Annotated in this window: 20 protein-coding genes and 2 pseudogenes; 7 read left to right on the top strand and 15 right to left on the bottom strand. The window is 67.8% G+C overall.

All coding sequences use genetic code 11. From position 1 onward, the window contains the following. The first annotated feature begins 14 nt into the window (after positions 1-14). The 5 genes and pseudogenes from AC3A6X_RS12530 (at position 15) to AC3A6X_RS12510 (ending at position 5,747) form a co-directional block, all read left to right on the top strand. Positions 15-827: an oxidoreductase gene (locus tag AC3A6X_RS12530; protein WP_487842478.1), complete on the top strand. Its 813-nt coding sequence runs from the start codon at positions 15-17 to the stop codon at positions 825-827. Between the two features lie 34 nt (positions 828-861). Continuing rightward, positions 862-1,036: pseudogene (locus AC3A6X_RS12525) on the top strand (LysR family transcriptional regulator); the annotation flags it as partial. A gap of 285 nt (positions 1,037-1,321) precedes the next feature. Beyond that, positions 1,322-3,697: an ATP-binding protein gene (locus AC3A6X_RS12520; protein ID WP_487842477.1), complete on the top strand. Its 2,376-nt coding sequence runs from the start codon at positions 1,322-1,324 to the stop codon at positions 3,695-3,697. A gap of 95 nt (positions 3,698-3,792) precedes the next feature. Further along, entirely contained in the window at positions 3,793-4,572 is a 780-nt protein-coding gene (locus AC3A6X_RS12515; protein ID WP_487842476.1) for an isocitrate lyase/PEP mutase family protein, read from the top strand. Between the two features lie 212 nt (positions 4,573-4,784). Continuing rightward, on the top strand, positions 4,785-5,747 hold the full coding sequence (locus tag AC3A6X_RS12510; protein WP_487842475.1) for an ABC transporter substrate-binding protein: 963 nt from the start codon (positions 4,785-4,787) through the stop codon (positions 5,745-5,747). A 17-nt stretch (positions 5,748-5,764) separates the two neighbouring features. On the opposite strand, the gene AC3A6X_RS12505 is transcribed toward AC3A6X_RS12510, so the two are convergent. From AC3A6X_RS12505 to AC3A6X_RS12455, 11 genes and pseudogenes are all read right to left on the bottom strand, one after another. Then, positions 5,765-6,781 (bottom strand): TetR/AcrR family transcriptional regulator C-terminal domain-containing protein, encoded by a 1,017-nt coding sequence (locus tag AC3A6X_RS12505; RefSeq protein ID WP_487842474.1) that lies wholly within the window; start codon positions 6,779-6,781, stop codon positions 5,765-5,767. Continuing rightward, the gene (locus tag AC3A6X_RS12500) at positions 6,762-7,400 is read right to left on the bottom strand and encodes a TetR/AcrR family transcriptional regulator C-terminal domain-containing protein (RefSeq protein ID WP_487842473.1); all 639 of its coding nucleotides are present in this window, start codon (positions 7,398-7,400) and stop codon (positions 6,762-6,764) included. The genes AC3A6X_RS12505 and AC3A6X_RS12500 overlap by 20 nt, the downstream gene beginning before the upstream one ends. A 25-nt stretch (positions 7,401-7,425) precedes the next feature. Beyond that, the gene (locus AC3A6X_RS12495) at positions 7,426-8,499 is read right to left on the bottom strand and encodes an HlyD family secretion protein (RefSeq protein ID WP_487842472.1); all 1,074 of its coding nucleotides are present in this window, start codon (positions 8,497-8,499) and stop codon (positions 7,426-7,428) included. Between the two features lie 6 nt (positions 8,500-8,505). Next, positions 8,506-10,074, bottom strand: coding sequence for an MFS transporter (locus AC3A6X_RS12490; RefSeq protein ID WP_487842471.1), 1,569 nt, complete (start codon positions 10,072-10,074; stop codon positions 8,506-8,508). Further along, on the bottom strand, positions 10,071-11,534 hold the full coding sequence (locus AC3A6X_RS12485) for an efflux transporter outer membrane subunit (RefSeq protein WP_487842470.1): 1,464 nt from the start codon (positions 11,532-11,534) through the stop codon (positions 10,071-10,073). The genes AC3A6X_RS12490 and AC3A6X_RS12485 overlap by 4 nt, the downstream gene beginning before the upstream one ends. An 88-nt stretch (positions 11,535-11,622) precedes the next feature. Further along, positions 11,623-12,378, bottom strand: a complete 756-nt coding sequence (locus AC3A6X_RS12480; protein ID WP_487842469.1) for an SDR family oxidoreductase — start codon at positions 12,376-12,378, stop codon at positions 11,623-11,625. Positions 12,379-12,638: 260 nt separating this feature from the next. After that, positions 12,639-12,890 (bottom strand): annotated as a pseudogene (locus tag AC3A6X_RS12475) (fumarylacetoacetase); the annotation flags it as partial. Between the two features lie 152 nt (positions 12,891-13,042). After that, positions 13,043-14,137 carry a 4-hydroxyphenylpyruvate dioxygenase gene (gene hppD / locus AC3A6X_RS12470; RefSeq protein ID WP_487842468.1) on the bottom strand — a complete coding sequence of 365 codons (1,095 nt, stop codon included), beginning with the start codon at positions 14,135-14,137 and terminating at the stop codon, positions 13,043-13,045. Between the two features lie 33 nt (positions 14,138-14,170). Then, positions 14,171-15,148: a Bug family tripartite tricarboxylate transporter substrate binding protein gene (locus tag AC3A6X_RS12465; RefSeq protein WP_487842467.1), complete on the bottom strand. Its 978-nt coding sequence runs from the start codon at positions 15,146-15,148 to the stop codon at positions 14,171-14,173. 46 nt (positions 15,149-15,194) lie between these two features. After that, on the bottom strand, positions 15,195-16,349 hold the full coding sequence (locus AC3A6X_RS12460; protein ID WP_487842466.1) for a CaiB/BaiF CoA transferase family protein: 1,155 nt from the start codon (positions 16,347-16,349) through the stop codon (positions 15,195-15,197). 22 nt (positions 16,350-16,371) lie between these two features. After that, positions 16,372-17,328, bottom strand: a complete 957-nt coding sequence (locus AC3A6X_RS12455) for a hydroxymethylglutaryl-CoA lyase (protein ID WP_487842465.1) — start codon at positions 17,326-17,328, stop codon at positions 16,372-16,374. A gap of 128 nt (positions 17,329-17,456) precedes the next feature. Here AC3A6X_RS12455 and AC3A6X_RS12450 point away from each other — a divergent pair, with 128 nt between their 5' ends. After that, complete coding sequence (locus AC3A6X_RS12450) at positions 17,457-18,368, top strand: LysR family transcriptional regulator (protein ID WP_487842464.1); 912 nt, start codon at positions 17,457-17,459, stop codon at positions 18,366-18,368. A 42-nt stretch (positions 18,369-18,410) separates the two neighbouring features. On the opposite strand, the gene AC3A6X_RS12445 is transcribed toward AC3A6X_RS12450, so the two are convergent. From AC3A6X_RS12445 to AC3A6X_RS12435, 3 genes are read right to left on the bottom strand one after another with little or no spacing between them, the layout of a single operon-like run. After that, a complete protein-coding gene (locus tag AC3A6X_RS12445; protein WP_487842463.1) occupies positions 18,411-19,400 on the bottom strand; it encodes a Bug family tripartite tricarboxylate transporter substrate binding protein in 990 nt (329 codons plus the stop codon). Between the two features lie 44 nt (positions 19,401-19,444). Then, on the bottom strand, positions 19,445-20,650 hold the full coding sequence (locus tag AC3A6X_RS12440) for a CaiB/BaiF CoA transferase family protein (protein WP_487842462.1): 1,206 nt from the start codon (positions 20,648-20,650) through the stop codon (positions 19,445-19,447). After that, the gene (locus tag AC3A6X_RS12435; protein WP_487842461.1) at positions 20,647-21,588 is read right to left on the bottom strand and encodes a hydroxymethylglutaryl-CoA lyase; all 942 of its coding nucleotides are present in this window, start codon (positions 21,586-21,588) and stop codon (positions 20,647-20,649) included. Before AC3A6X_RS12435 ends, AC3A6X_RS12440 begins: the two co-directional genes overlap by 4 nt. A gap of 118 nt (positions 21,589-21,706) precedes the next feature. Here AC3A6X_RS12435 and AC3A6X_RS12430 point away from each other — a divergent pair, with 118 nt between their 5' ends. After that, a complete protein-coding gene (locus tag AC3A6X_RS12430; protein ID WP_487842460.1) occupies positions 21,707-22,618 on the top strand; it encodes a LysR family transcriptional regulator in 912 nt (303 codons plus the stop codon). Between the two features lie 28 nt (positions 22,619-22,646). On the opposite strand, the gene AC3A6X_RS12425 is transcribed toward AC3A6X_RS12430, so the two are convergent. Further along, the gene (locus tag AC3A6X_RS12425) at positions 22,647-23,399 is read right to left on the bottom strand and encodes an alpha/beta fold hydrolase (protein ID WP_487842459.1); all 753 of its coding nucleotides are present in this window, start codon (positions 23,397-23,399) and stop codon (positions 22,647-22,649) included. Positions 23,400-23,450: the final 51 nt, after the last annotated feature.

Below are 23,450 nucleotides of genomic sequence, written 5' to 3'. Positions count from 1 at the left end.
TCGAGGGAACTGAAATGTCGAATTCAACGGTCGTCGTGGTTACCGGCGTGTCATCGGGCATTGGACGCGTTGCCGCCCAGAAGTTTGCCGAGCGGGGTTGCCAGGTATTCGGCACCGTACGCAACATCGCGAAGGCGCCCGCATTGCCCGGCGTCGAGCTGGTCGAGATGGACGTTCGCGACGAAGCCTCCGTCCGGCTCGGCATCCAATCCATCATTGGCCGGACCATGCGCGTCGACGTGCTGGTCAACAGCGCAGGAGCGACCCTGATCGGCGCGGTGGAGGAAACTGCGACGGCCGAGGCGGAGGCGCTGCTCGACACCAACGTGCTCGGCATCCTGCGCACCACGCAGGCGGTACTCCCGCACATGCGGGCACAGCGCCGCGGACGGATCGTCAATGTCAGTTCGGTGCTCGGCTTTCTTCCGGCCCCTTACATGGGGCTCTACTCGGCGTCCAAGCATGCGGTGGAAGGGCTGTCCGAAACGCTGGACCACGAGGTGCGCCAGTTCGGCGTGCGTGTCACGCTGGTCGAGCCGGCCTACACGAAGACCAACCTGGAAGCCAATTCGCCCCGTACGCAGGCAAGAATCGCGGACTATGACCGCGAACGCGAACTCGCATCGCGCGCCGTGGCCGACAGCGTCAGCAGTGCACCCGCACCCGATGGTGTGGCCAGCACCATCGTCGAGGCGGCGCTGGGTGTGTGGCGCATGCGTTGCACGCCGCCCGGAGAGGCGTCCCTGTTGAGCAAATTGCGCCGCTTTCTGCCGGCCGGTCCCGTCGACGCAAGCCTGAGAAAGAAGCTCGGACTCGGCACGCCTTGAGTAGCCGCTTTGCCCGGCAACGAAGGGGAACATCGTGGACAGCCTGGATCTCCTGCGCACCTTCAGCGAGGTCGCCTCTTCCGAAAGCTTCTCCCGCACCGCCAAGCATCTGGCGTTGTCGAGGGGAACCGTCAGCAAGTACATCGCGACCCTCGAAGGCCGGTTCGGCGTCCGGTTGCTGAACCGGAACAGCCGATCAACATCTCTGGCGCACGGCCTCAATGCCAACCTCGTGCACAAGCGGCGTCGTGTGTCCGACGCAGGACGCGCCGGTACGACACGTGCGAGCCAGCAACAGGAGTTCGTTGCCCTGGCGCTTCCGGCGAGCCCCTCAGTCGATGCGCTGGGGCTGGCCGTCGAGCCGCTGGACATGCGCGCCGGCACCGAAGCTGCGCTGTCGGGTGTATGCTGCCCCGATCCTCGTCCTGCAGGGACGCTTCAGGCGCAGCCTCCCACGGTCTTCGGAGGCAGCGCGCGGCCTCGGAGCAAGAAGGGTGCGCCCCAAGCTGTTGACCCGAAAGGAGCTGTCGCCGGCCAAGACTGCTCCGCTCGAAGAGCGAGTGATGCAGGCAGGCGCGCTGCGGTATGCACTGGCGCCCGCGTGGGTGCTGCTCGCGGTGCTGGTGTACCTCTCGCCCGCCGGTCCGATTCTCAGTCTTGCGGGCTTGTTCATGTTTGCCGTGATCGCCGCGGCGTGGTTCGGCGGCGCCGGCCCCGGACTCCTGGCGGCAGTGCTGGCCGCGTTCACGCTTCCCCAACTGGTTGCGGTGACCTATCCGTTGCTCGGCAGCGTTCTCGATCTGCCCCGCTTCATCGCGTTCTCCGTCGTGGGATGGGGCGTGGGTTGGGGGAGCTCCCGGCGAACCAGGGCACTGCGCGACCAGGAGCGCTACGCGCGCGCCATGGACGCGAGCGACGATGGTTTCTGGGACTGGATCGTCGCCGACGACACCATCTACACCTCGCCGCGCTTGCTGGAGATCTACGGCTTTGCGCCCGGTACGCGCTTCGCCGGGCGCGATGACCTTGTCGCACGGATACCGTTTCACCCCGAGGATCGCCCGCTGTTGCTGCGGGCGTTCATGGAACACTTTGCCGGCAAGACGGTGCGCTACGACGTCGAGGCCCGAGTCGTCCGGGAGGGGGACACGCGTTGGGTGCATCTGACCGGCATCGCAGCGCGCGACGCTTCCGGTGCGGTCGTTCGCTGGACCGGCACGGTGCGTGACGTGACCGAGCGCAAGCGCGCCGAAGAAGCGCTGCGCGAATCCGAGCAGCGCTACGAGCTCGCCATGGCTGCGAGCGAGTCGGGATACTGGGATTGGCAAGTCCCCACCAACACGTATGTGGTCTCGCCGAGAGCGTACGAACTGAGCGGGTATCCGCCCGGAACCCAGTGGGTGAACAGGGATGAGTACAGGGCGCGCATCAACATGCACCCGGAGGATTTCGTGCGATGGGAAGCTGCGCGGGAGGCCTTGTTCGCCGGAACCGGCGACCGGCTCGCCATGGAGGTGCGCTACATCGTCCGCGGGGAGACCCGCTGGCACAGCCTCCAGGCCATCTGCCGGCGCGACGACACCGGCAAGGTCATCCGGTGGACCGGCTCGACCACCGACGTCACGGCGCGCAAGCTGGCAGAGCAAGAGTTGAAGACGATGGAGCGCAAGCTGCGCCAGGCGCAACAGCTCGAGTCGATGGGAACGCTTGCGGGCGGCATCGCGCACGACTTCAACAACATCCTCGGAGCAATCCTCGGCTACGGCGAGATGGCGCTGCGCGACGCGCCCAAGGGGAGCCGCCTCGCGCGCGACCTCGACAGCATCATGGTCGCCGGCGAGCGCGGGCGCGCACTCGTCGAGCGCTTGCTGGCCTTCAGCCGCAGTGCGGTCGGCGAGCGTGTGCCTGTCCATGTCGAGCGGGTGGTACGCGAAGTGCTCGACCTGGTTTCGGGCAAGTTGCCGCCGAGCGTGACCGTGCAGGCCAGCCTGCACGCGGGGCCCGCGGCGGTACTCGGCGACGCGACACAGGTGCATCAGGTGGTGGCCAATCTTGCGACCAATGCCATCCAGGCCATGCCGGCCGGCGGAACCCTGCGCGTCGAGCTCGCCATCGAGCGCGTCGAGGCGCCTCGCGTCGGGACGATCGGTGCGCGCGGGCCGGGAGAGTATGTCGTGCTCACGGTCGCGGATACCGGCGCCGGCATGGCGCCGGAGATCATCGATCGCATCTTCGACCCCTTCTTCACCACCAAGGAAGTGGGCACCGGTACCGGCCTGGGGCTGTCGCTCGTGCACGGCATCGTCACCGAGCTCGGCGGCGCGATCGACGTCGCGAGCACACCCGGCACCGGCAGCACGTTCGTCGTCTACATGCCGCGCTCCGGGGACGCGGCAGAGCCGGGCGAAGAAAAGGAGGCGGCCCTGGCACGCGGCGACGGCCAGCGCGTGCTGGTCGTCGACGACGAAGAGCCGCTGATGCAGCTTGCGACCCGCATCCTGGCGGAGCTGGGCTATGCGCCCATCGGCTTCAGCTCGAGTACGGCTGCGCTCGCGGCGTTTCGTGCCGACCCCGAGCACTTCGATGCCCTCGTCACCGACGAGCGCATGCCGGAAATGTCGGGCTCGGCGCTGATCCGCGAAGTGCGTGGCATGCGCAGCACCCTGCCCGTCGTGCTGATGAGCGGCTACCTGGGAGCGACGGCGGGGAAGGCGGGTGAAGGCGCTTCGGTCGATGCGCGTGGCGTGGCGCCGGAAGGCGTCTCGGCGATCGTGGCCGACGAAGTCCTGCAGAAGCCGCTTTCGGCGCGCGACCTCGCGACCGGCCTGGCCAGGGTGTTCGCGCCCCGGGTTGGAAAGGGTAGCGCCTAGTTCCTTGGATTTTTTAGCCGAGTCGCTATTCTTGTGGATGCCATTCCTCGCGGCGCCCGCGGGGGACTTCACCATCACTGAGGACGAGCTTGCGCATGACCGGTCAAACAAGATCTCATGAGCACGACCTTGCCGCGGACGCCGAGAAGCTGCGCAAGCTGCATGTTCCGGGCGATCCTCTGCTCTTGGCCAACGTTTGGGACCCGGAAAGCGCCCGAGTCGTCGAAGCCGCCGGCATGCGCGCGATTGCCACCGCCAGCGCGGCGCTCGCGCCCGTGAACGGGTACGAGGATCACGGCCACCTTCCACCCGACGTCGCGTTCGGCGCGCTTCGACGCATTACTGACGCCGTGACGCTGCCGGTCACGGCCGACCTGGAGGATGGCTACGGACTGTCGCCACAGGAATTTGTCGACCGGCTTGCCGGCGCAGGCGCCTGCGGGGCCAACCTCGAAGACACCGATCATCGTGCCGGTGCTCTGGTCGACGCCGACCGGCACGCGGAACGCATTGCCTCGATCAAGGCAGCGGCGCGTGCCCGTGGCTTCGACCCGGTCATCAATGCACGGATCGACGTGCACTATCGCCAAGGCCCTCTGGAGGAGGGTCTGACGCGCGCCCGGAAGTACCTCGATGCCGGTGCCGATTGCGTCTACCCGATCTTCTTGTCGGACGCATCGGCCATACGCCAGTACGTCGCCCTCGGCCCGACGAACATCCTGTACGGACCGGAAAGCATCGCGATTTCCGAGCTCGCCGGGCTGGGCGTGGCGAGGCTCAGCGTCGGGCCGTTTCTGTTCCGGCTCCTGCTGAAGCGGCTCGAGGCCGCTGCGGATGCGTTCCGCCGGCACGACGACAAGGGCATTTGGGCCTGATCGCCGGATCTTGCGCCGTGCGCGCTTGCGCTCAGTCGTCGTCCCGGTCGTAGCTTCCCTCCCCCTCGTCGGTCGCGGCGTCGATGCCCGAACTCGTGTGCTCAGGTCGACGCCGAGCGCTGGCGCGAAGGCCGGCAACGCACGATACTCGCCCCACTCCCGTGGCGGAGGGCAAGGATACAGACGGAGTGGACAGCCTCAGAAGAATCCTCTTGACGCTCGCGATGGGTGCAGCCTGTGCCCCGCACGCCTCGTTCGCACAACGGCCATCGTCGAAGCTGATGCGCATCGGATACCTGGACACCAGCTCGGCGCGCATCGCGAGCGACCGGCTCGATCGGCTTCGGGCAGGCCTGCGCGACCTGGGGTACGTCGAGGGCAAAGACATCGCCATCGAGGCCCGGTGGGCAGAAAGCGCCTACGAGCGTCTTCCCGATCTCGCGGCGGAGCTGCTGGAGCAGAAGCTGGACGTCATCGTGGCTGCGGGGCCCGCTGCCATCCAAGTCGTCCGGCAAGCCACGACCACCTTGCCCATCGTCTTCGCAGCGAGCGGCGATCCACTCGTCTTCGGCTTTGTTCAGAGCCTGTCGCGGCCGGGAGGCAACGTGACCGGCGTGTCGAGCGTCGGCGCCGACCTCAGCTACAAGTACCTGGAGTTTCTGCGCGAGGCGATCACCAGCCTCTCGACGGTTGCCGTGCTGGTGAATCCGGGTCATCCGGGCCACGCCGTCTACTTGAAGAACATCCAGACCGCGGCGCGGGAGGCCGTGCGGGTCCTTCCCATGCAGGTGGCGAGCGCCGGCCAGATCGAGGCTGCTTTCGGCGCGATCAAGAAGGGCCGCGCGCAGGCGCTCATCGTGCCTGGCGACGGGCTGTTTTTCTCACAAGCGCGGCGGATCGCCGAACTCGCCGTCCAGCAACGTCTGCCCGCGCTGTTCTCGACCCGGGAACCCGTTCAAGCCGGCGGGTTGATGAGCTACGGGCCGAACCTGGCGGAGCAGTTCTACCGCGCAGCGAGCTACGTCGGCAAGATGCTGGAAGGTGCGCACCCCCGCGATCTGCCTGTCGAGCAACCCACGACCTTCGAACTGGTCATCAACCTCAAGACCGCCAAGGCGATCGGGCTGACCCTGCGGCGGGAGCTGCTGCTGCGGGCCGATGTTCTGGTGGAGTAAGACCCGGGAACACGCAGCTATGCGACACGCAGACGCTGCAATCTGCCCGTCGTACAAGCGCCGCGCAGGAACGTTGCCACGACGGACGATGCATGGACGTGAATCTCGATGGCACTGGGCGACGCCCGCAATCCGAAGACGATCTCCAGCAGCAGGTCCCCCCGCAGCATCGACACGAACCGGCGCGCTGCAAGCCTGCAATCGTCGAGGCCGACTTCGCCGCGGCGCCTTGCGTCCTCCAGCACCTCGCAGATGCGGTCGATCGCCCGCTGCGGCCCGGCGGTCCAGTAGGCGCCCGCGGCGTCCTTGAATCGGTTGGAATCGGACACCGCCGCCTTGTACAGGCTGATCGCCGACGACGACGTCATGGCACTCATGACGCCGGTGCCAAGCGCCAGCAGGACTTCCTCCAGCGGCTCGTCGCCTCGCCTGGGCAGCAGCTTCAAGGCCTTGTCGGCATTCTTGTTCGCCACGCGCTCGAAGTGGTCGCACAGGAACTGCGACAGGTCGACCTGCTCCGTGCCGGCCTCGGCCAGGAGCCGCCGATAGAGCCCGTTGGGCGTCCACGTCCAGTAGGAGCGGCCGAGCAGAAAGGAAACCAGCACTGCGCAGTTCGACCAGCCGCGCGCCTGGCTGCCTTGCCCCGGAATCGCCTCGCGCACCTTGAGGATGTTGCCGACGGCGCCCCAGCGCAGGAACTTGATGGCTTCGTCGAGCGTCAGGACGTTGACCATCATCCGTGTCCACCACGGCTCCAGGAGAAGCCATGTGTCGTCGTCGACCAGCCGCATTGCGAAGACGTGCTTGTGCTGGGGGTTGGTGAAGCGATGCCACCATTGCCGTTGCAGGCCAGGGACAAAGCAGACGTACCAATGGCCTTCATGGACCGTGATCGGCGAACCGTCGGCGTCGATCTCCATCGCCAGTTCGTCCGGGACGCCGGGAACGTGCGAGCGACCATCGGTGGTTCCGCGCGGAACGGGATCCGTGTTCGACGCCAAGGCCCTGATCAGCTTAGTGAGCGACATGTGCATTTTGGGCTCCTGTGTGAATACCGGCGCAGAACAGGTCGACGATCTGCGAGACATCGCCCTGGTCATGGGACGAGTCCTTCGACACGTCGGAAGGAAAGGTGTCGGAAAGGTCGAAGCTGGCCCTGAGCAGCGCCAGGAGGTGGCTCGCCAGCGCGTGGCTGTCTTCTTCCAGCACGATGCCGGCCGCCCGTGCAGCCTCGAAGAAGCGGGCCAGTTCGGCCGTCAGCAAGCCCGGGCCGTGCTTGTAGAAGTCACGGCCGATGCCGGTGTTCCGGATGACTTCGGTGAGCGCGATTCGATAGAGGCGCTTCAGCTGCGCGGCCGAGTGCACGTTCGTGACTCGATGGCCGAATGCAATGAGCTTGGGCCGGAAAGACGCCGCCGTCGTGGAACCCTCGAGCGGCTCCAGCATCGAGGCCGCGAGCATCTCCGCCAGGGCAATGACGAGGCCGTGGGTGTTGCCGAACGCGTCGGCGATCTCCTGGGCACCGAGATCGGTCGTGGCGATGACGGCCTCGATGCTCCTGACCCCGCTGTCCGCGGCCCGAAGGGCATCTGCCACTTCGCTCAGGATGGTGTGTCGCCGATTCTCGGCGACCGATGGCTGGACCATGGACATGGAGGCGCTCCTTTCTGCTTGGGGGTCAGAGGTTGGGTGCTGTCCACGCCGGCGCCGAGCCGGGCCTTTGATCGACGTGGATCTTCGGCGTGACGGACATGCCGACCCTCAGCCTGGCCGCCGCGGCTTGACCGGGTTCGATGCGGATGCGAACGGGAAGCCGCTGCACGATCTTCGTGAAGTTGCCCGTGGCGTTGTGGGGCGCAACGGCGGAGTAGCTGGCGCCGCTGGCCGGTCCCAGGCTTTCCACCACGCCTTTCAGCACCTCGCCCGGCAAGGCATCGACTTCGATGTCCACGGCGTGGCCGGCCTGCACGCGCGCCAGCTGCGTTTCGCGGAAGTTGGCGGCGACGTAGACCGCGTCGAGCGGAACGATCGCCAGCAACGGCTTTCCCGCGCTCACGAAGGCCCCGACGCGCACCGATTTGTGCCCGATCGTCCCGTCGACCGGCGCCGTGACGCGCGTATAGGACAGCTTGAGTTCCGCGGCGTCCTGCGCAGACTGCGTCTGCGAAAGTGCCGCCTTGGCCTTCTCGAGATCGGCCCTGAGCACGCCGATCTGCTGACGGGCGGCCTGCAGTCCCGCCAGGTCCTTCTCTCGTGCCGCCAGCTGGATGCTCAACTGCGCTTCGGCCTGTTGCAGCGCCTGCACGGTGCCCGATCCGTCCGCGGCGAGGTTGCGATAGCGCGCCTGGTTCGTCTTGGCCAGCTTGAACGAGGCGTCGTTCGCCTCCACGGCGGCCTGTGCCTGGCGGATCGCCGATTCCTGGAGCATCAAGCGCGCTTGCAGCCCGGCGATGGTGGCCTTGGCACCTTCGACCTGGGCCTTCGCTGCGCTCACGGCAACGACGAAATCACGGTCGTCGATGGTGGCGAGCAAGTCGCCGGCCTTAACGGGCTGGTTGTCTTCGATCAGGACCTTCTCCACCGTTCCCGACACCTGGGGCGCCACGGTCGTGAAGTCGGCTTGCACGTAAGCGTCATCCGTGGACTGCGTGGATGCGCTGGAGGCGGGGCGGTTCAGGTAGAGCGCGCCGCCGATCACGACTGCGAGCAGCAGTGCGGCACTGGTGATCCTGGCTGTCTTCGGCAATGCCATGGCGGTTCATCCGTTGGAAGAAGTGGGAGATGCAGCGCCCAGGTCGGGCGCGGGGATGCGGGTCAGCCGCAGCACGAGCGGAATCATCAGCAACGCCAGGACGCCGAGCACGCGGTAGGCATCGGCGATGGACAGCACCAGCGATTGCGGGCCGATCACGCTCATCAGCTGGGACGGTTCCGGCGGATTCGGAAGGGCGTTGCCGACCAGCCCGGCGTGGTCCAGCAGCATCTCGGCATGGAAGCGCGCACGCACCGTCGTGAACTGTCCGACCACGGCGGCGCCAAGCAAGGAGCCGAAGGCGCGCAGTGCGTTGATCGTGCCGGATATGTAAGGCCCTTCCTCGGGTTGGACGACGCTGGTTATCAAGAAAAGCATCGACACCACGGCCATCGGTTGGCCGAAGGCTTGCAAGGCCTGTGCGATGGCGAACTGCTCCCAGATCCAGTCAGCCGTCAATCGCGATCCGGCGAGGCATGCCAGCGCAATGAGGGCCAGCCCGAGCGAGAACACCAGCCGTGCATCGACCCACTTCCGATACAGCAGCACGGCCACTGCCGATCCGAGCACCAGTTGCGGCAAGGCCACGATCAGGCCGATGGGTGCCGTCTGCATGGATCGGTAGTCCTGCGCCGGCCCCAGGTAGGCGGCAGGCAACAGCGAGCCGGAGAGCAGCACCACCAGCAGCAGGACGAAGAGCGTGCAACCCAGCGCCAGGTTGCGGCGCCCGAGGATCTGCAGCTTGAGGAAGGGCGAAGGGTGATACCACTCGGTCAACAGGTAGACGAACAGAAGCACGAAGCCGCCCAGCAGCGCCACCGTGATCAAGGGCGAGTTGAACCAGTCGAGGCGCACCCCCTGGTCGAGCGCGACCGTGATCAGGCACAGCGCGGGGATGCCGATGGCCATGCCGAGCCAGTTGGCCTGCCCGAAGCGCACCATCTGGATCGCATCGCGCGACAGTCCCCACGTCACGAGCAGTCCGGCGACGACCGCCAGCGGAACGATCTGCCAGTACACCCAGCGCCAGTCGGAAATGCCATCCGTCCATTGGCCTGCCAGCCAGATCGAGAGGTTGGGCGCGAAGGTGGCGGTCATCGCATAGAGCGCCAGTCCATGCAGGCGAATGTTCGGCGGCAGGAACTTCAGGGCCGCCATCATCAGGATCGGGATCAGGGTGCCGCTGCCGATGCCTTGCAGGAAGCGCAGGGCCAGCAGCAGGTTCAAGTCCTCGACGAAGGGCAGCAGCACGGCCAGCACCATGCAGGTGCCAAGCATCCACAGGTGAAAGCGGCGCACCGACAGGGTGACGGCGAACCATGCCGCAAACGGCATCGCGATCAGTTCGCCGGCGGTGTAGGCGGTGGAGAGCCAGGACGCGTCGTCCACGCCGAAGCCGAGGGCGCCGCGCACGTCGGCCAGCGCCAGCGCGCCGACGCGATTGTTCAGCCCCGACATCATCGCGGCCAGGAAGATGCCGAGCAGGCCGGCCATGGGACGCACGGAAGAAGGCTTGGCAGGCGCAGCCTCGGCGACGGGCGAGCCGGGTCGCGCCGGCAAGGTGGTGCTGGTCATGGCCTGGCCTCCGCCGGGTCCCAGCCGCCGCCCAGCGACTTGTAGAGGTTGACGAGGGTGAGCGTGGCGCCTGTCGCGCTGGCATTCAGGCTGGTCTGGCTGGCCAGCAGGTTGCGCTGCGCGGTCAGCACGCTCAGGTAGTCGGCCGCGCCCTCTTGGTATCCGCGCTCGGCAACCCGCAGCGCCTCGCTGCTTTGCTCGTACGAGACCCGCAACTCGGCGTGCTGATGCTGCTGGGCCGCCCAGGCATCCAGCGCGTTGTCCACTTCGTGCCAGGCGCGCAGCACCGTCTGCCTGTAGGCAAGGGCGGCCGCTTTTTGCTGCGCCTCGTTCAGCGCCAGCCGCTGGGTCAGCCTGCCGCCCTGGAAGATGGGGAGGAAGACCGTCGGCCCCACCGAGAAGAACCGCGAGTCCCAGCTGCCGAGATCGCCGAACTCGAAGGCTTCGACGCCCACGCGGCCTCTCAGGCTGATGCGCGGATAGAACTCGGCCTTCGCCACGCCGATGGCGGCCGTCGCGGCATGGAGCTGCGCTTCGGCGCGCAGGATGTCCGGCCGCCTGCGCGCCAGCTCGGACGGGACACCGACCGGCACATCGATCGGCAGCGTGGGCAAGGGCAGGGCGTTGCGCAGCTGCGCATCGATGGCGCGCGGCGGTTCGCCCAGCAACGATGCCAGCGCGTTCATCTGGGCATTGCGGCGCTGGATCAGCTCGGGCACCAGGGCCTTGATCGTCGCCAGCTGCGCGCGAGCCGACGAGGTCTCGAAGCGCGTGGCGACCCCGTTGCGCTCGCGGCTGTCGGCCAGGCCGAGCGTGCGTTCCGCGACGACTCGATTCTGTTGCGCGATGTCCAGCTGCGCCTGCGTTCCGCGCAGCTGCAGATAGCTTCGAGCCACTTCGGCCGCAAGGCTCACGCGCGTCGCTTCGCGCTCGTACACCGCCGCGTCCAGCGTGGCCGCGGCCCCTTCGCGCGCGCGCCGGATGCGGCCCCACAGATCGATCTCCCAGCTGGCATCGAAGCCCAGCTGCCAGAAGTCGCTGGGCGTGGTCGGTGCGCCCAGCGCGGCGAACTTGCCGTGTTCGCTGAGTGCCTCGCGCGAGTAGCTGGCGCCTGCCCCCACGCTGGGCAGCCGCTCCGCCGAGGCAATGCCCAGCTGCGCACGAGCCTGCTCGATGCGGGCGGCCGCGACTTGCAGATCGAGATTGGCAGCTTGCGCACGCCCTTGCAGCTCGGTCAGCAGCGGGTCGTTGAAGAAGTTCCACCATTGAGGCGCAACCTCGGATCCGGAAGGCTGTGCGGCACCGGCGTAGTCCGCCCTGGGGCTCAATGCGATCTCGTGCAATCCGTTCTCGGGCCTCACGAACGCCGGGCCTACCGTGCAGCCGGACGACAGCAGGGCAAGGCACAACGACGCGCCCGCGCGCAGGCGGCGTCTGGAGAGCGCGGGTTGTGAGGTCATCATGGTCCTTGGAAGGGGAAGCCCGACCCATCGACCTTGTCCAGCAGTGCGACCGGAGGCGGCTCTTTCAGCGGGAGGGCAGCGCCCTTCAGCGTGCCGGCTTCGGCAGCGCGAACCACGCATCGAAGCCGAGCTTGCCGATGCGCGGGTTCTCGCCCGGCACGAGCGTGTCGTCCTTGAGCTCGGCGCCGAAGTAGCGCGAATGCACATCCGGCACGACGGTGCGCGGGTCCTTCGTCTTCGAAAGGTAGCGCTGGACCAGCTCCGACAGGCGCACGCGCTCGGGCCCCGCGATCTCGACCACGCCGTTGCGGGGTGCGCCCAGCGTGAACTCGACCATCGCGGCAGCCACGTCGTCCGAGGCGATCGGCTGCACGAAGGCGGGCGACAGGCGCACCGTGTTCCCGTCGGTTCCCGACTGCGCGATCCCGCCCAGGAACTCGAAGAACTGGGTCGAGTGGACGATGGTGTAGGGGATCTTCGATTCCCGGATGAGCTTCTCCTGCGCGATCTTGCCGCGGAAGTAGCCGCTCTCGGCGAGACGGTCCGTGCCCACCACGGACAGGGCGACGTGGTGCTTGATGCCCGCTTTCTCCTCGGCGGCCAGCAGGTTGCGGCCGGAGGTCTGGAAGAACTCGAGCACGGCCTTGTCCTCGAAGGAGGGTGAGTTGGCGACATCGACCACGACCTGGGCGCCGGCAAGCACCTCGGCCAGGCCCTCGCCCGTGATGGTGTTGACGCCGGACGCGGGCGACGCGGCGATGGCTTCGTGGTCGAGCGCGCGCAGGTTGTTGACGAGCTTGCTGCCGATGAGGCCCGTGCCTCCGATGACGACGATCTTCATGATGGGTCCTTCCGGGGCCCCGAAGGGGCGTTGGGTTGCAGGGTTGGCGCCGGAACAGATCCTAGGTTTGTGCGACTGCCGCCGGTAGCCTCGCAGAGGTGCCCGCGGTGTTTCCTGGCGCGCACCAATCAAGCGCCGCTTGCGCTCAGGGGCTCCAGCGCAAACGACAGCCCGCGCTGTGTGCCAGCGCGCGCAGCTCGGCCAACGCCCGGACGTTCGACTCGAACGCGCACTTCATGCGCACGGCCCGATGCAAGCTTTTATCGCGCGGGCAGCACGGCGCCCCGGCACTCGCCGAAGCCGATGCGCCTGAAGCCCTCGCGCTGGCTGTAGCCGCGCAGGATGACCGTGTCGCCATCCTCGAGGAAGGTGCGCGTCTCGCCGTTGGCAAGACGGATCGGCTGCTTGCCGCCGCTGCTCAACTCGAGCAGCGAACCGCCCTGGTCCGGCTCGGGGCCCGACAGGGTGCCCGAGCCGAAGAGGTCGCCCGCGCGCAGGTTGCAGCCGTGGATCGGGCTGGTACTCCCGATGCACAGGCCGCTGTCCTCTTCGCGGCGAAACCGGCCGAAGGGCAGGTTCTGGATCGGGAACTCGGTCGCCGGATCGTCGGCCGAGGCGAGCCAGCTCTTCAGATCGGCGGCATGGGTGTCATCGAGGCGGTTGTTCATGGCGTGCCGGGGCCGTCTGTCTTCAGCACGCCGCGGCGCACCTGGTCGCGCTCGATCGACTGGAACAGCGCCTTGAAGTTGCCTTCGCCGAAACCATCATCGCCCTTGCGCTGGATGAACTCGAAGAAGACCGGGCTTCCGAACGCCGTCTGCGAGAAGATCTGCAGCAGCAGGCGCGGCCGTCCGCCCTCGGTGCTGCCGTCCAGCAGGATGCCCCTTGCCTGCAGTTCGGGCACGGGCTGGCCGTGGCCGGGCAGCCGCGTCTCCAGCATCTCGTAGTAGATGTCGTTGGGGGCGGTCATCAGCGGCACGCCGGCAAGCCCCAGCTGGTCGATGGTGTCGATCAGGTTGTCGCTCAGCAGTGCGATGTGCTGGATGCCTTCGCCGTTGAACTTCATGAGGAACTCCTCGATCTGGCCCGAGCCCTTGGAGGATTCCTCGTTCAGCGGAATGCGGATCTTGCCGTCCGGCGCCGTCAGCGCCTTCGAGGTCAGGCCGGTGTACTCGCCCTGGATGTCGAAGTAGCGGATCTCACGGAAGTTGAAGAGCTTCTCGTAGAAATTGGCCCAGTAGCCCATGCGGCCGCGGTAGACGTTGTGCGTCAGGTGGTCGATCACCTTGAGGCCATGGCCCGCCGGATGTCGCTCCGCGCCCTCGATGAACTCGAAGTCGATGTCGTAGATCGACTTGCCGTCCTCGAAGCGGTCGATGAGGTAGAGCGGCGCGCCGCCGATGCCCTTGATCGCGGGCAGGCGCAGCTCCATCGGCCCGGTGGCGATCTCGATCGGCTGGGCGCCGAGTTCCAGTGCCCGCGCATAGGCCTTGTGCGAGTCCTTCACGCGAAAGGCCATGCCGCAGGCCGAGGGGCCGTGCTCCGCGGCGAAGTAGGCCGCCGGGCTGTTCGGTTCGCGGTTGACGATGAAGTTGATGTCGCCCTGGCGGTAGAGCACCACATCCTTCGAGCGGTGCTTGGCGACCTGCACGAAGCCGAGTTGCTCGAAGAAGGGTTCGAGCGTGTTGGGCACGGGGGCGGCGAATTCGACGAACTCGAAGCCTTGCAGCCCCATTGGGTTTTCGAACAGATCGGTCATGGGCGCTCCGTAAAGGTAGGGGACGTGTGCGGCTCAGTCAGCCGTGATGTTGGCCTTCTTGACCAGTGCTGCATAGCGCTCCTGTTCCGTCTTGAAGAACTGCAGCGAGGCCTCGGGCGTCATCGGGTTGATGATGTTCTCCTGCTTGGCCATAGCATCCTTGGTCTCGGGCGTCGCGAAGGCGGCGACGACCGCGGCATGCAGGCGCTTGACCTCGGCAGGCGGCAGCTTGGCGGGGCCGACCACGGCGAACCATCCGCCGATGTCGACCGTGGGGAAGCCCTGCTCGGCCAGGGTGGGCACATCGGGCAGCGAGGGCACGCGCGTCTTGCCCATCACGCCGATGGCCCGCAGCGATCCAGCCTTGAGCTGCCCCTGCACGGCGGGCACCGCGAGCACGCCCATCTCGACCTGCCCGCCGATGATGTCGGCCACCATCGGGCCGACGCCCTTGTAGGGGATGTGGCGTGCCTCCGCGCCCGCCGCGTCGAGGAACATCGCGGCGGCCAGGTGCAGGATGGTGCCGTTGCCGGAGGACGCGTAGTTGTAGGCCTCGGGCTTGGCCTTGAGCATCGCCTGCAGTTCCTTCGCGTTCTTCGCCGGCACCTTGGGGTTGACCACCAGCACGAAGGGCGTGGCGCCCACCACCGAGATGGGCGTGATGTCGTTGACCGCGTCGAAGGGCATCTTCTTGAACACGCTGGGGTTCACGACGTGGTTGTTCGACACCACGCCGATCGTCTGCCCGTCGGCGGGCGCGCGGACGATCACCGATGCGCCCGTGATGCCGCCGGCACCGGGCAGGTTCTCGATGACCACCCCCTGGCCGCCCAGCGCCTTGGTCAGCGAGGGGGCGGCGGCCCGCATGATGGTGTCGACGCCGGAGCCGGCGCCCACCGGCAGGACGACGCGAAGCGGCTTGTCCGAAGCTTGAGCCATGGCGCCGGTGCCGAAGAGGGCCAGCGTGGCGAAGAATGCAGCGCAGCTGCGGCGTTGGATTGCGTGGGTCATTCGTTTGTCTCTTTGAATTGGGGTTGCGGGTGGCGGGTGGCGGACGTCAGGCGGGAGCGTGGCTCTTGAGGCCCGAGAGCACCTCCTCGGTGTGCTGGCCGACGCTCGGCAGGGCACTGCGCACACCGGGGCGGCGCCCGCCCATCAGCAGGGGAAGGAGCACCACGTCGGTCATGCTGCCGTCGTCGGTTTCCATCGGCACGAGGCCGCCGCTGGCCTTCAGGTGCGGATCGCTCATGAGCTGGTCGGGCCGCATGATGGGCGCGTAGGGGATGCCCGCGGCCTCGAGCTTGGGCGACAGCTCCTCGACGCGGTGGTGCTTCAGGTTTTCGGCCAAGCGCCCGAGCAGGGCGGGGCGCACCGCGACGCGCAGCGCGTTGTTTGCAAGGGCCGGGTCGGCAGCGAGCTCGGGCGCCTCGATCACGCGGCACAGCGTGAGGAACTGCTTGTCGCTCACCGCGCCGATGAAGAGCTGTTCGCCGTCGGCCAGCGTGAAGACGTCGTACACGCTCCAGGCCGACACGCGCGAGGGCATCGGCGGCGGCGCCTCGCCCGTCATGGCGAACTGCTGCATGTGCTGGGACGACAGGAACACGCAGTTCTCGAACAACGCGCTCTGCACCTCCTGCCCCTTGCCGGTGCGCTCGCGCTCGCGCAGCGCGGCCAGCACGCCGATGGCGCCGAACATGCCGCCCATGATGTCGTTGACCGAGGTGCCCGCGCGCAGCGGGCGGCCCTCGGGGCCGGTCATGTAGGAGAGTCCGCCCATCATCTGCACCACTTCGTCGAGCGCGAGCCGGTTCTCGTAGGGGCCGGGCAGAAAGCCCTTGTGCGTGACGTAGATGAGCTTCGGATACTTCTTCGACAGCGTCTCGTAGTCGAGCCCGAAGGCGGCCATCAGGCCGGGGCGGAAGTTCTCCAGCACCACGTCGCATTCGCCGGCCAGTTCCGCGGCCGTGGCGCGGCCCTCGTCGGTGCCGATGTCGATGACCACGCTCTTCTTGTTGCGGTTGAAGGAGCGGAAGAAGCCGATGCCGAGGCCCGGCAGCTTGCGCGTCTTGTCGCCGCCCGGAGGCTCGACCTTGATCACTTCGGCGCCGAGGTCGGCCAGGATCATGCCGCAGGTCGGGCCCATGACCATGTGGGTGAACTCCAGGACGCGGACGCCGGCGAGGGGAAGGGGTTGGGCGGTGGTTGTCATGAGGTGGTTGTTTCAGAGAGGATCAAGCTGCCGCCGTCTGCGCGGCAAGGCCGAAAGTCTTGGGCAGTCCGGCCTGCCACAGCGAGCCGTGCAGCGTTTCGCCGGCGAGCCATTGCGCCACCCGGGCGCGCAGGGCCAGGAGCTGCTCGATGTCGACGCCGGTGGCAATGCCCATGCTGCCGAGCATGTAGGCGAGGTCTTCGGTCGAGACGTTGCCGCTTGCGCCCGGCGCGTGCGGGCAGCCGCCGATGCCGGCGAGGCAGGCGTCGAAGCGGGCCACGCCGACTTCGAGCGCGGCATAGACGTTGGCCAGGCCGAGCCCGCGCGTGTCGTGGAAGTGGCCGCACCAGAAGCGGTCGCCGGCGATCTTCACGGCGTCCTCGAACAGGTCGCGCACCATGCCCGGATCGGCATAGCCGACCGTGTCGGCGATGCTCACGCGGTCGGCGCCGGCGTCGAGCAGCGCCTGCATGAGGCGCAGCACTTCGCTCTTCTCCACGCGGCCCTGGATCGTGCAGCCGAAGGCGGTGCCGACACCGCCCTCGATCAGCGTCTTCGAGCCCGCGGCGTCGCGGGCGGCGCGGATCCTTCTCAGCTCGGCGACCACGTCGTCGGGCGTCTTGCGCAGGTTGGCCAGGCTGTGGGCGTGGCTGGCGGACAACGGCACGATCATCAGGTCGGCTTCGGCGGCGATGGCGTTCTCCGCACCGCGCAGATTGGGAACCAGCACCGACACGAAGAGACCGGGCAGCGTTTTCGCGAAGGCCACGAGCTCGGCCGTGTCGGCCAGCTGCGGCAGCAGGCGCGCCGGGACGAAGGAGCCGACCTCGATCTCGCGCTGCCCGGCGTCGTAGGCGGCGCGAATCCATTCACGCTTGTGCTCGCTCGGAAGGATGGTCGCGATGCTTTGCAGGCCATCGCGCAGGCCCACTTCGCGAATGACGGCGCTGCGCGGCAGCCGGCTGCTGGAAGAAATCATCGACTTGTCTCCTGGCTTTGGCGCACGGTGCGGCGCCATGGGGAGACTTTAGGGATTCCCAACCCATTAGGAAAGCGGTAGATTGGAACGCTGGGCGTTCCGTATCGGAACGTCAAAAGAAGGCACCCATGCGCGATCTCGACCTGACCACCCTGCGCCTGTTCCTGACGGTGTGCGAGACCCGCAACATCGCCCGTGCCGCCGAGATCCACAACATCGTGGCGTCCGCGATCAGCAAGCGGCTGCTGCAGCTCGAGGACTCGGTCGGCAACGTGCTGCTCGAACGGCGCCGGCGCGGCGTGATGCCCACCGCCGCCGGGGAAATCCTCCTGGAGCACGCACGCGCGATCCTGGCCGGCGCGGATCGCGTGGCGCGCGACATGGCGGCCTACGGCAAGGGCATCCAGGGCCAGGTCCGCGTGCTGGCGACGGTGTCTTCCATCGCGGAGTTCCTGCCGGACGACATCGCGAACTTCCTGCAGGTGCCCGCGCACCGGGACATCCGCATCGACATCGAGGAGGCGATCAGCCGCGACCTGGTGCGCGGCTTGCGCGAAGGCGTGGCGCCGGTGGGGGTGTGCTGGGATACCGCCGACCTGGAGGGGCTGCAGACGCGCGGCTACCGCCACGACCACCTCGCGATCGTGGCGCACCCTTCGCATCCGATTGCGCGGCGCAGCCGCTGCGCGTTCGAGCAAACGCTGGAGTTCGACCACGTGGGCCTGCCCGCGTCCACCGCGGTGCACACGATGCTGGCACGCGCGGCGGCCATCATCGGCCACCCGATCAGCTACCGCGCGGTGGTCAGCACCTTCGACGCATCGCTGCGCTGCGTGCGCGCGAACCTCGGCATCGCGGTGGTGCCGCGCGAGGTTGCAGAGCCGGTCGCGGAGAGCTTCGGCGTGAAGGTGGTGCAGCTGTCGGACGCCTGGGCCAAGCGCAGGTTCGCACTGTGCTTTCGCGATGCGGAGAAGCTGTCGCCGGCGGCGAAGCTGCTGCTCGCGCATCTGGAGGGATTGGCCACTGCGCGCGCCGAGTGATCGATCCCATCGCTGCGACCGTGACCGCGGCCGCGACCGGCGTCACTGCGGCTCGATGCCCGCCTTCTTGACCAGCGCCGCGTACTTCGCCAGCTCGCTGCGGAAGGTCGCCTGCGCCTGCTCGGGCGTGCCGATGGAGATCGTGTTGCCCTGCTTGGTCATCGCCTCCCGCACGGCAGGATCGTCGAAAGCGGCGACCACCGCATCGTGCGCCTTCTTCACGTGGGCGGGGCTCAGGCCCTTGGGGCCGATGACGGCGAACCAGGCGTCCACCACGAAATTCGGCAGCCCCTGCTCGGCGAAGGTGGGGATTTCCGGTGCGGCCGGCGTGCGCTGTGCCGTGAGCACGCCGATCGCGCGCAGCGCGCCGCTCTTGATGTGCGCCTGGATGCTGGGCAGGGCGGCGGTGCCGAACTCGACCTGTCCGCCGATGAGGTCGGTCACCATCGGGCCCACGCCCTTGTAGGGGATGTGCTTGGCGCTCACGCCGGCCTGCTCCAGGAACAGCTCGGTCGCGAGGTGCAGGATGGTGCCGTTGCCACCCGAGGCGAAGTTGAGCGCGCCCGGCTTGCTCTTGAGCAGCGCAATGAACTCCTTGCTGTTGGTCGCCGGCACCTTGGACGGGTTGACCACCAGCACCATCGGCGTGGCGCCGACCACGGCAATGGGCGTGAAGTCGCCCGGCATGTCGAAGGGCAGCGACTTGAGCACGCTGGGGAAGATCACGACGTTGTTCGACACGATCGACAGCGTGTTCCCATCGGGTGCGGAGCGCGCGAGCGCCTGCAGTCCGACCACGCCGCCCGCGCCGGGCTGGTTGTCGACCACCACCGAGGCGTTGAAGGCCTTGGAGAGCGCGGGCTGCGCCGCCCGCGTGATCGTGTCCACGCCCGATCCGGTGGCGTTGGGCAGGATGAAGCGCACCGTGCCGGATTGGGCGCGCGCGGCAAGCGGCCACGCACCCATCGCGACCGCGGCGGCCACCGAGCCCGCCAGGACCGAGCGGCGCGAGAAGTTCTGTCTCGAAATCATGTTGTCTCCTTCCGTCTTGCAAGCCTGTCCGCGAGAGCGGTGATTCATGCCACGACGTTTCGGGATCGTAGGCCTTCCACGTCGGCGTCGCCATAGCCCATTTCCTTGAGCAGCCCTGCGGTGTGCTCGCCCAGTTTGGGTGGGCTCATTCGCACGCCCAGGCGCCGGCCCTGCAAGGTGATGGGGAAGAGCGTGGTCTTCACGGTCTGCCCCGCCTTCGGGCCGTCGGGCAGTTGCATGTCGGCCAGGCCGCCGGTCGCGAGCAGATGCTCGTCGTCGTAGAGCTCCTCGGGCCGGCGGATCGGCGCGAAGGGCAGGCCGGCCTTCTCCATGGCCTGCGCGAGCTCTGCCGCGCTGCGATGGGCGATGCGCTTGCCGATGGTCTCGAGCAGCCGCGGCCGGTGCGCGATGCGCTCGTTGTTGGTGGACAGTTCCGGCTGCGCCTTCAGGTCGGCAAAGCCGAGCGCGTCGCAGAACGCCGTCCACTGCGCATCGCTCACGGCAGCCAGGAAGATCTGCTCGCCGTCCTTGACGGTGAACACGTCGTACACGGCCCAAGGGTTGTCGCGTGCCGGCATGGGTGCCGGGTGCTTGCCTGTCATCGCGAACTGCAGCATGTGCTGGCCCATCAGGAACACGTTGTTCTCGTACAGGGCGGATTGCACTTCCATGCCGCGGCCGCTGATGCCGCGCTGGATGAGTGCGCCCAGGACGGCGATGGCGCCGAACAGGCCGCCCATGATGTCGTTGACGCTGGTGCCGGCCCGCAGCGGGTCGCCCGGCCTGCCGGTCATGTAGGCCAGGCCTCCCATCATCTGCACGACCTCGTCGAGGGCGGTGCGATGGTCGTACGGGCCGGGCAGGAAGCCCTTGTGGCTGGCGTAGATGATGCGCGGGTTCACCTTGGACAGGGCAGCGTAGTCCAGGCCGTACTTGGCCATGGTGCCCGGCTTGAAGTTCTCGGCCACCACGTCGGCCGTCGCGGCCAGGCGCCGTGCGGTTTCCGCTCCTTCGGCGCTGTGCAGATCGATGCCGATGCTCTTCTTGTTGCGGTTGAACATCGGGAAGAAGCCCGCCCCCGCACCCAGCAGCCGGCGGCTGTGGTCGCCGTTCACCGGTTCGATCTTGATGACCTCCGCGCCCAGGTCCGCCAGCACCATGCCGCAGGTGGGGCCCATCACCATGTGGGTGAACTCGACGACGCGCAGGCCCTTCAAGGGCTGCGCAAGCTCGTTGCTTTCTTCGCTCATGCGGGCTGTTCCTGCTTCATGGTCTTGGGAAGGCCGGCGCGCCAGAGCGTGCCGTGCAGGCTTTCACCTTCCAGCCAGTTCGCCACCTTCTTTCGAAGCTCGAGCAGCGCATCGAAGTCCTGCCCCGACTCGATGCCCATGCTGGCCAGCATGTAGGCCAGGTCTTCGGTGGCGACGTTGCCGCTCGCGCCCGGCGCATGCGGGCAGCCGCCAATGCCGCCGAGGCATGCGTCGAAGCGGCTGATGCCGAGTTCCAGCGCGGCATACACGTTGGCCATGCCCATGCCGCGCGTGTCGTGAAAATGCCCGCAGTTCAACTTGTCGCCCGCGACCGGCAGCACCAGTTCGAAGAGCGAGCGCACCATCGCCGGGTCGGCGTAGCCCACGGTGTCGGCCAGGCTCACCGCGTCGGCGCCGGCGTCCAGCACGGCCTTGACGAGGCGCACGACCTCCGCCGGTTCGACCCGCCCCTGGATCGTGCAGCCGAAGGCGGTGCTGATGCCGACCTCGATCAAGGTCTTCGAGCCCCGCGCGTCGCGCGCCTCGCGGATACGCGCGAAGTCCTGCACCACCTCGTCGGGCGTCTTGCGCTGGTTGGCGAGGCTATGGGCATGGCTGGCCGAGAGCGGCAGCAGCATGAGCTCGGCTTCGCAGTCCATCGCGCGCTCGGCGCCCTTGAAGTTGGGCACCAGCACCGAGGCTCTGAGGCCCGGCAAGCTCCTCGCGAAGGCCAGCACTTCGGCCGTGTCGGCCAACTGCGGCAGCAGCCGAGGCGGCACGAAGGAGCCGACCTCGATCTCGCGTTGGCCGGCGGCGTAGGCGTCGCGAATCCATTCGAGCTTGGCGGCCGTGGGCACGACGCGGGCGATGCTTTGCAGGCCGTCGCGCAGGCCCGTCTCGCGAATCGAGACCTGGCGGGGCAGGGTGGAAGAGGGCATCAGGCGGGTCTCCTTGTTGGCGCGGGCGCCATTGCGTTCATCGGAGCGGCAAGTCTAGAATTTCCCACTCGACAAATCTTCGCTATTTGGGAACACCAGAGTTCCAAACGGGAACATCTTGCGCGACTTCGACCTCACCACGCTGCGTCTCTTCGTTGCCGTCTGCGAGACCGGCAACATGTCCCGCGCGGGAGAGCGGGCAAGCATCGTCGGCTCGGCCATCAGCAAGCGACTGGCGCAGCTCGAGCACCAGGTGCGCACGCCACTCCTGGTACGCAAGCGGCACGGAGTCGTGCCGACAGCGGCGGGCCAGACGCTGCTGGAACATGCGCGCAGCATGCTCGACGGCGCGGCGCGCATCGAGCGCGACATGGAAAGCTACGTGGCGGGCGCGCACGGTCAAGTGCGCATGCTGGCCAGCATTTCCGCGATGACGGAGTCGTTGGCCGGCGACGTGGCCGCCTTCCTGAACATGCGGGCGCATCGCACCATTCAGGTGGACATGGAGGAGCGGATCAGCCCCGAGGTCGTGCGTGGCGTGCACGAGGGCATGGCGTCGCTGGGTGTGTGCTGGGACGTGGTCGAGCTTGGATCGTTGCAGGCACGGCCCTACCGCAGCGACCACCTGTGCATCGTGGTGCCGTCCGCGCACCCGCTGGCCAGGCGCAAGAGCCTGCGCTTCGAGCAGACGCTCGATCACGAGCACGTCGGCCTGCGGGCCAACAGCGCCTTGCACGTGATGCTGCAACGTGCCGCCGCACAGCTGGGGCGCACGCTGGTCCATCGCATCGTCGTCAGCAACTTCGAAGCCGCGCTGCACGTGGTGCGCGCGGGCCTGGCCATCAGCCTGGTACCGCGGGAAGTGGTCGAACGGCAAGGCGCCGGCGACGGGCTGGCTGTCATCCCGCTGGCCGAAGCCTGGGCCGAGCGCCGGTTCGTGGTGTGCTTTCGCGAAGCCGATCAGCTCTCGCTTGCCGCGCGCGCATTGATGGAGCACTTGGTGGCGCGAGGCAATCCAGGCTCCCGATGATCCGGTGACGGCCTCGATCGCACTGGCTTCACGTGAACGAAGCGACCCAGTCCCACACCCGTGCGGGCGCTTCGACCATCACGTTGTGGCCATGCGGCCCCAGGTCCGAGGCCTCGGGATCGAGCGCGCGCATTTGCTCCAGCGTGACCAGCGCGTCATCGCGCCCGCGGCCCAGATGGACCGGGCAGCGGGCCAGCGCCATCAGCGCCGACATCGGCGGCTTGCCGACGGCATGGGCGCGAGGGTCCATGGCGAGACGCCACCCCTCGGCGCTGCGTTGGATGCCCCGCGCGACCGCGGGGGCTGCTGCGTCGGCGATCCCTGCGAGGCCTGAGACCTTCAGGTAGCGCTGCCACGCTTCTTCTTCCGTGGAGAAGTTCCTGGCGGGCTGGGATGCCAGGGTCTCCATGCGGCGGAGCTCATCGTCGCTCCATGCGATCTTGATGCCGACCCCGAAGACGCGGTGCGGCGTGAGGCCGAACCAGCCGGTGGCCAGGGCGAGCCCGATGACCCCGCCCAGCGAGTGTCCGAGCACCACGAGCCGGCCTGCGGGATCGACCTGCGGCAGGACGGCGCGTGCCACGGCCGCGGCGGTCTGGCCGATGGCGTAGGCGTCCTGGCGATCGGATTGCCCGTGGCCGGGCAGGTCCAGCGCGATCCACCGGCCCGCCCAGCGACTGCCGGCCTCTGCGCACAGGGGCGACCACACGGCCCCCGTCGCACCCATCCCATGCAGCATGAGCAGCAGGTCCGGGCCTTCGCCGCCTTGTTCCAGGTACATGTCCACCGCCTCCATCGCAATGTCGATGGGGGCGAGACTACCCGACCTGGG

It is taken from the genome of Variovorax sp. Soil_C_12, from assembly GCF_057657375.1.
Note: the sequence above shows the minus strand (reverse complement) of the source record. Positions and strands in the feature narration are given on the sequence as shown.

Excerpts from the sequence above, each read along its gene's own strand:
- AC3A6X_RS12530 (WP_487842478.1), top strand. The coding sequence starts at position 15 with ATGTCGAATTCAACGGTCGTCGTGGTTACCGGCGTGTCATCGGGCATT.
- AC3A6X_RS12515 (WP_487842476.1), top strand. The coding sequence starts at position 3,793 with ATGACCGGTCAAACAAGATCTCATGAGCACGACCTTGCCGCGGACGCC.
- AC3A6X_RS12505 (WP_487842474.1), bottom strand. The coding sequence starts at position 6,781 with ATGCACATGTCGCTCACTAAGCTGATCAGGGCCTTGGCGTCGAACACG.
- AC3A6X_RS12500 (WP_487842473.1), bottom strand. The coding sequence starts at position 7,400 with ATGTCCATGGTCCAGCCATCGGTCGCCGAGAATCGGCGACACACCATC.
- AC3A6X_RS12495 (WP_487842472.1), bottom strand. The coding sequence starts at position 8,499 with ATGGCATTGCCGAAGACAGCCAGGATCACCAGTGCCGCACTGCTGCTC.
- AC3A6X_RS12490 (WP_487842471.1), bottom strand. The coding sequence starts at position 10,074 with ATGACCAGCACCACCTTGCCGGCGCGACCCGGCTCGCCCGTCGCCGAG.
- AC3A6X_RS12485 (WP_487842470.1), bottom strand. The coding sequence starts at position 11,534 with ATGACCTCACAACCCGCGCTCTCCAGACGCCGCCTGCGCGCGGGCGCG.
- AC3A6X_RS12480 (WP_487842469.1), bottom strand. The coding sequence starts at position 12,378 with ATGAAGATCGTCGTCATCGGAGGCACGGGCCTCATCGGCAGCAAGCTC.
- hppD (WP_487842468.1), bottom strand. The coding sequence starts at position 14,137 with ATGACCGATCTGTTCGAAAACCCAATGGGGCTGCAAGGCTTCGAGTTC.
- AC3A6X_RS12465 (WP_487842467.1), bottom strand. The coding sequence starts at position 15,148 with ATGACCCACGCAATCCAACGCCGCAGCTGCGCTGCATTCTTCGCCACG.
- AC3A6X_RS12460 (WP_487842466.1), bottom strand. The coding sequence starts at position 16,349 with ATGACAACCACCGCCCAACCCCTTCCCCTCGCCGGCGTCCGCGTCCTG.
- AC3A6X_RS12455 (WP_487842465.1), bottom strand. The coding sequence starts at position 17,328 with ATGATTTCTTCCAGCAGCCGGCTGCCGCGCAGCGCCGTCATTCGCGAA.
- AC3A6X_RS12450 (WP_487842464.1), top strand. The coding sequence starts at position 17,457 with ATGCGCGATCTCGACCTGACCACCCTGCGCCTGTTCCTGACGGTGTGC.
- AC3A6X_RS12445 (WP_487842463.1), bottom strand. The coding sequence starts at position 19,400 with ATGATTTCGAGACAGAACTTCTCGCGCCGCTCGGTCCTGGCGGGCTCG.
- AC3A6X_RS12440 (WP_487842462.1), bottom strand. The coding sequence starts at position 20,650 with ATGAGCGAAGAAAGCAACGAGCTTGCGCAGCCCTTGAAGGGCCTGCGC.
- AC3A6X_RS12435 (WP_487842461.1), bottom strand. The coding sequence starts at position 21,588 with ATGCCCTCTTCCACCCTGCCCCGCCAGGTCTCGATTCGCGAGACGGGC.
- AC3A6X_RS12425 (WP_487842459.1), bottom strand. The coding sequence starts at position 23,399 with ATGTACCTGGAACAAGGCGGCGAAGGCCCGGACCTGCTGCTCATGCTG.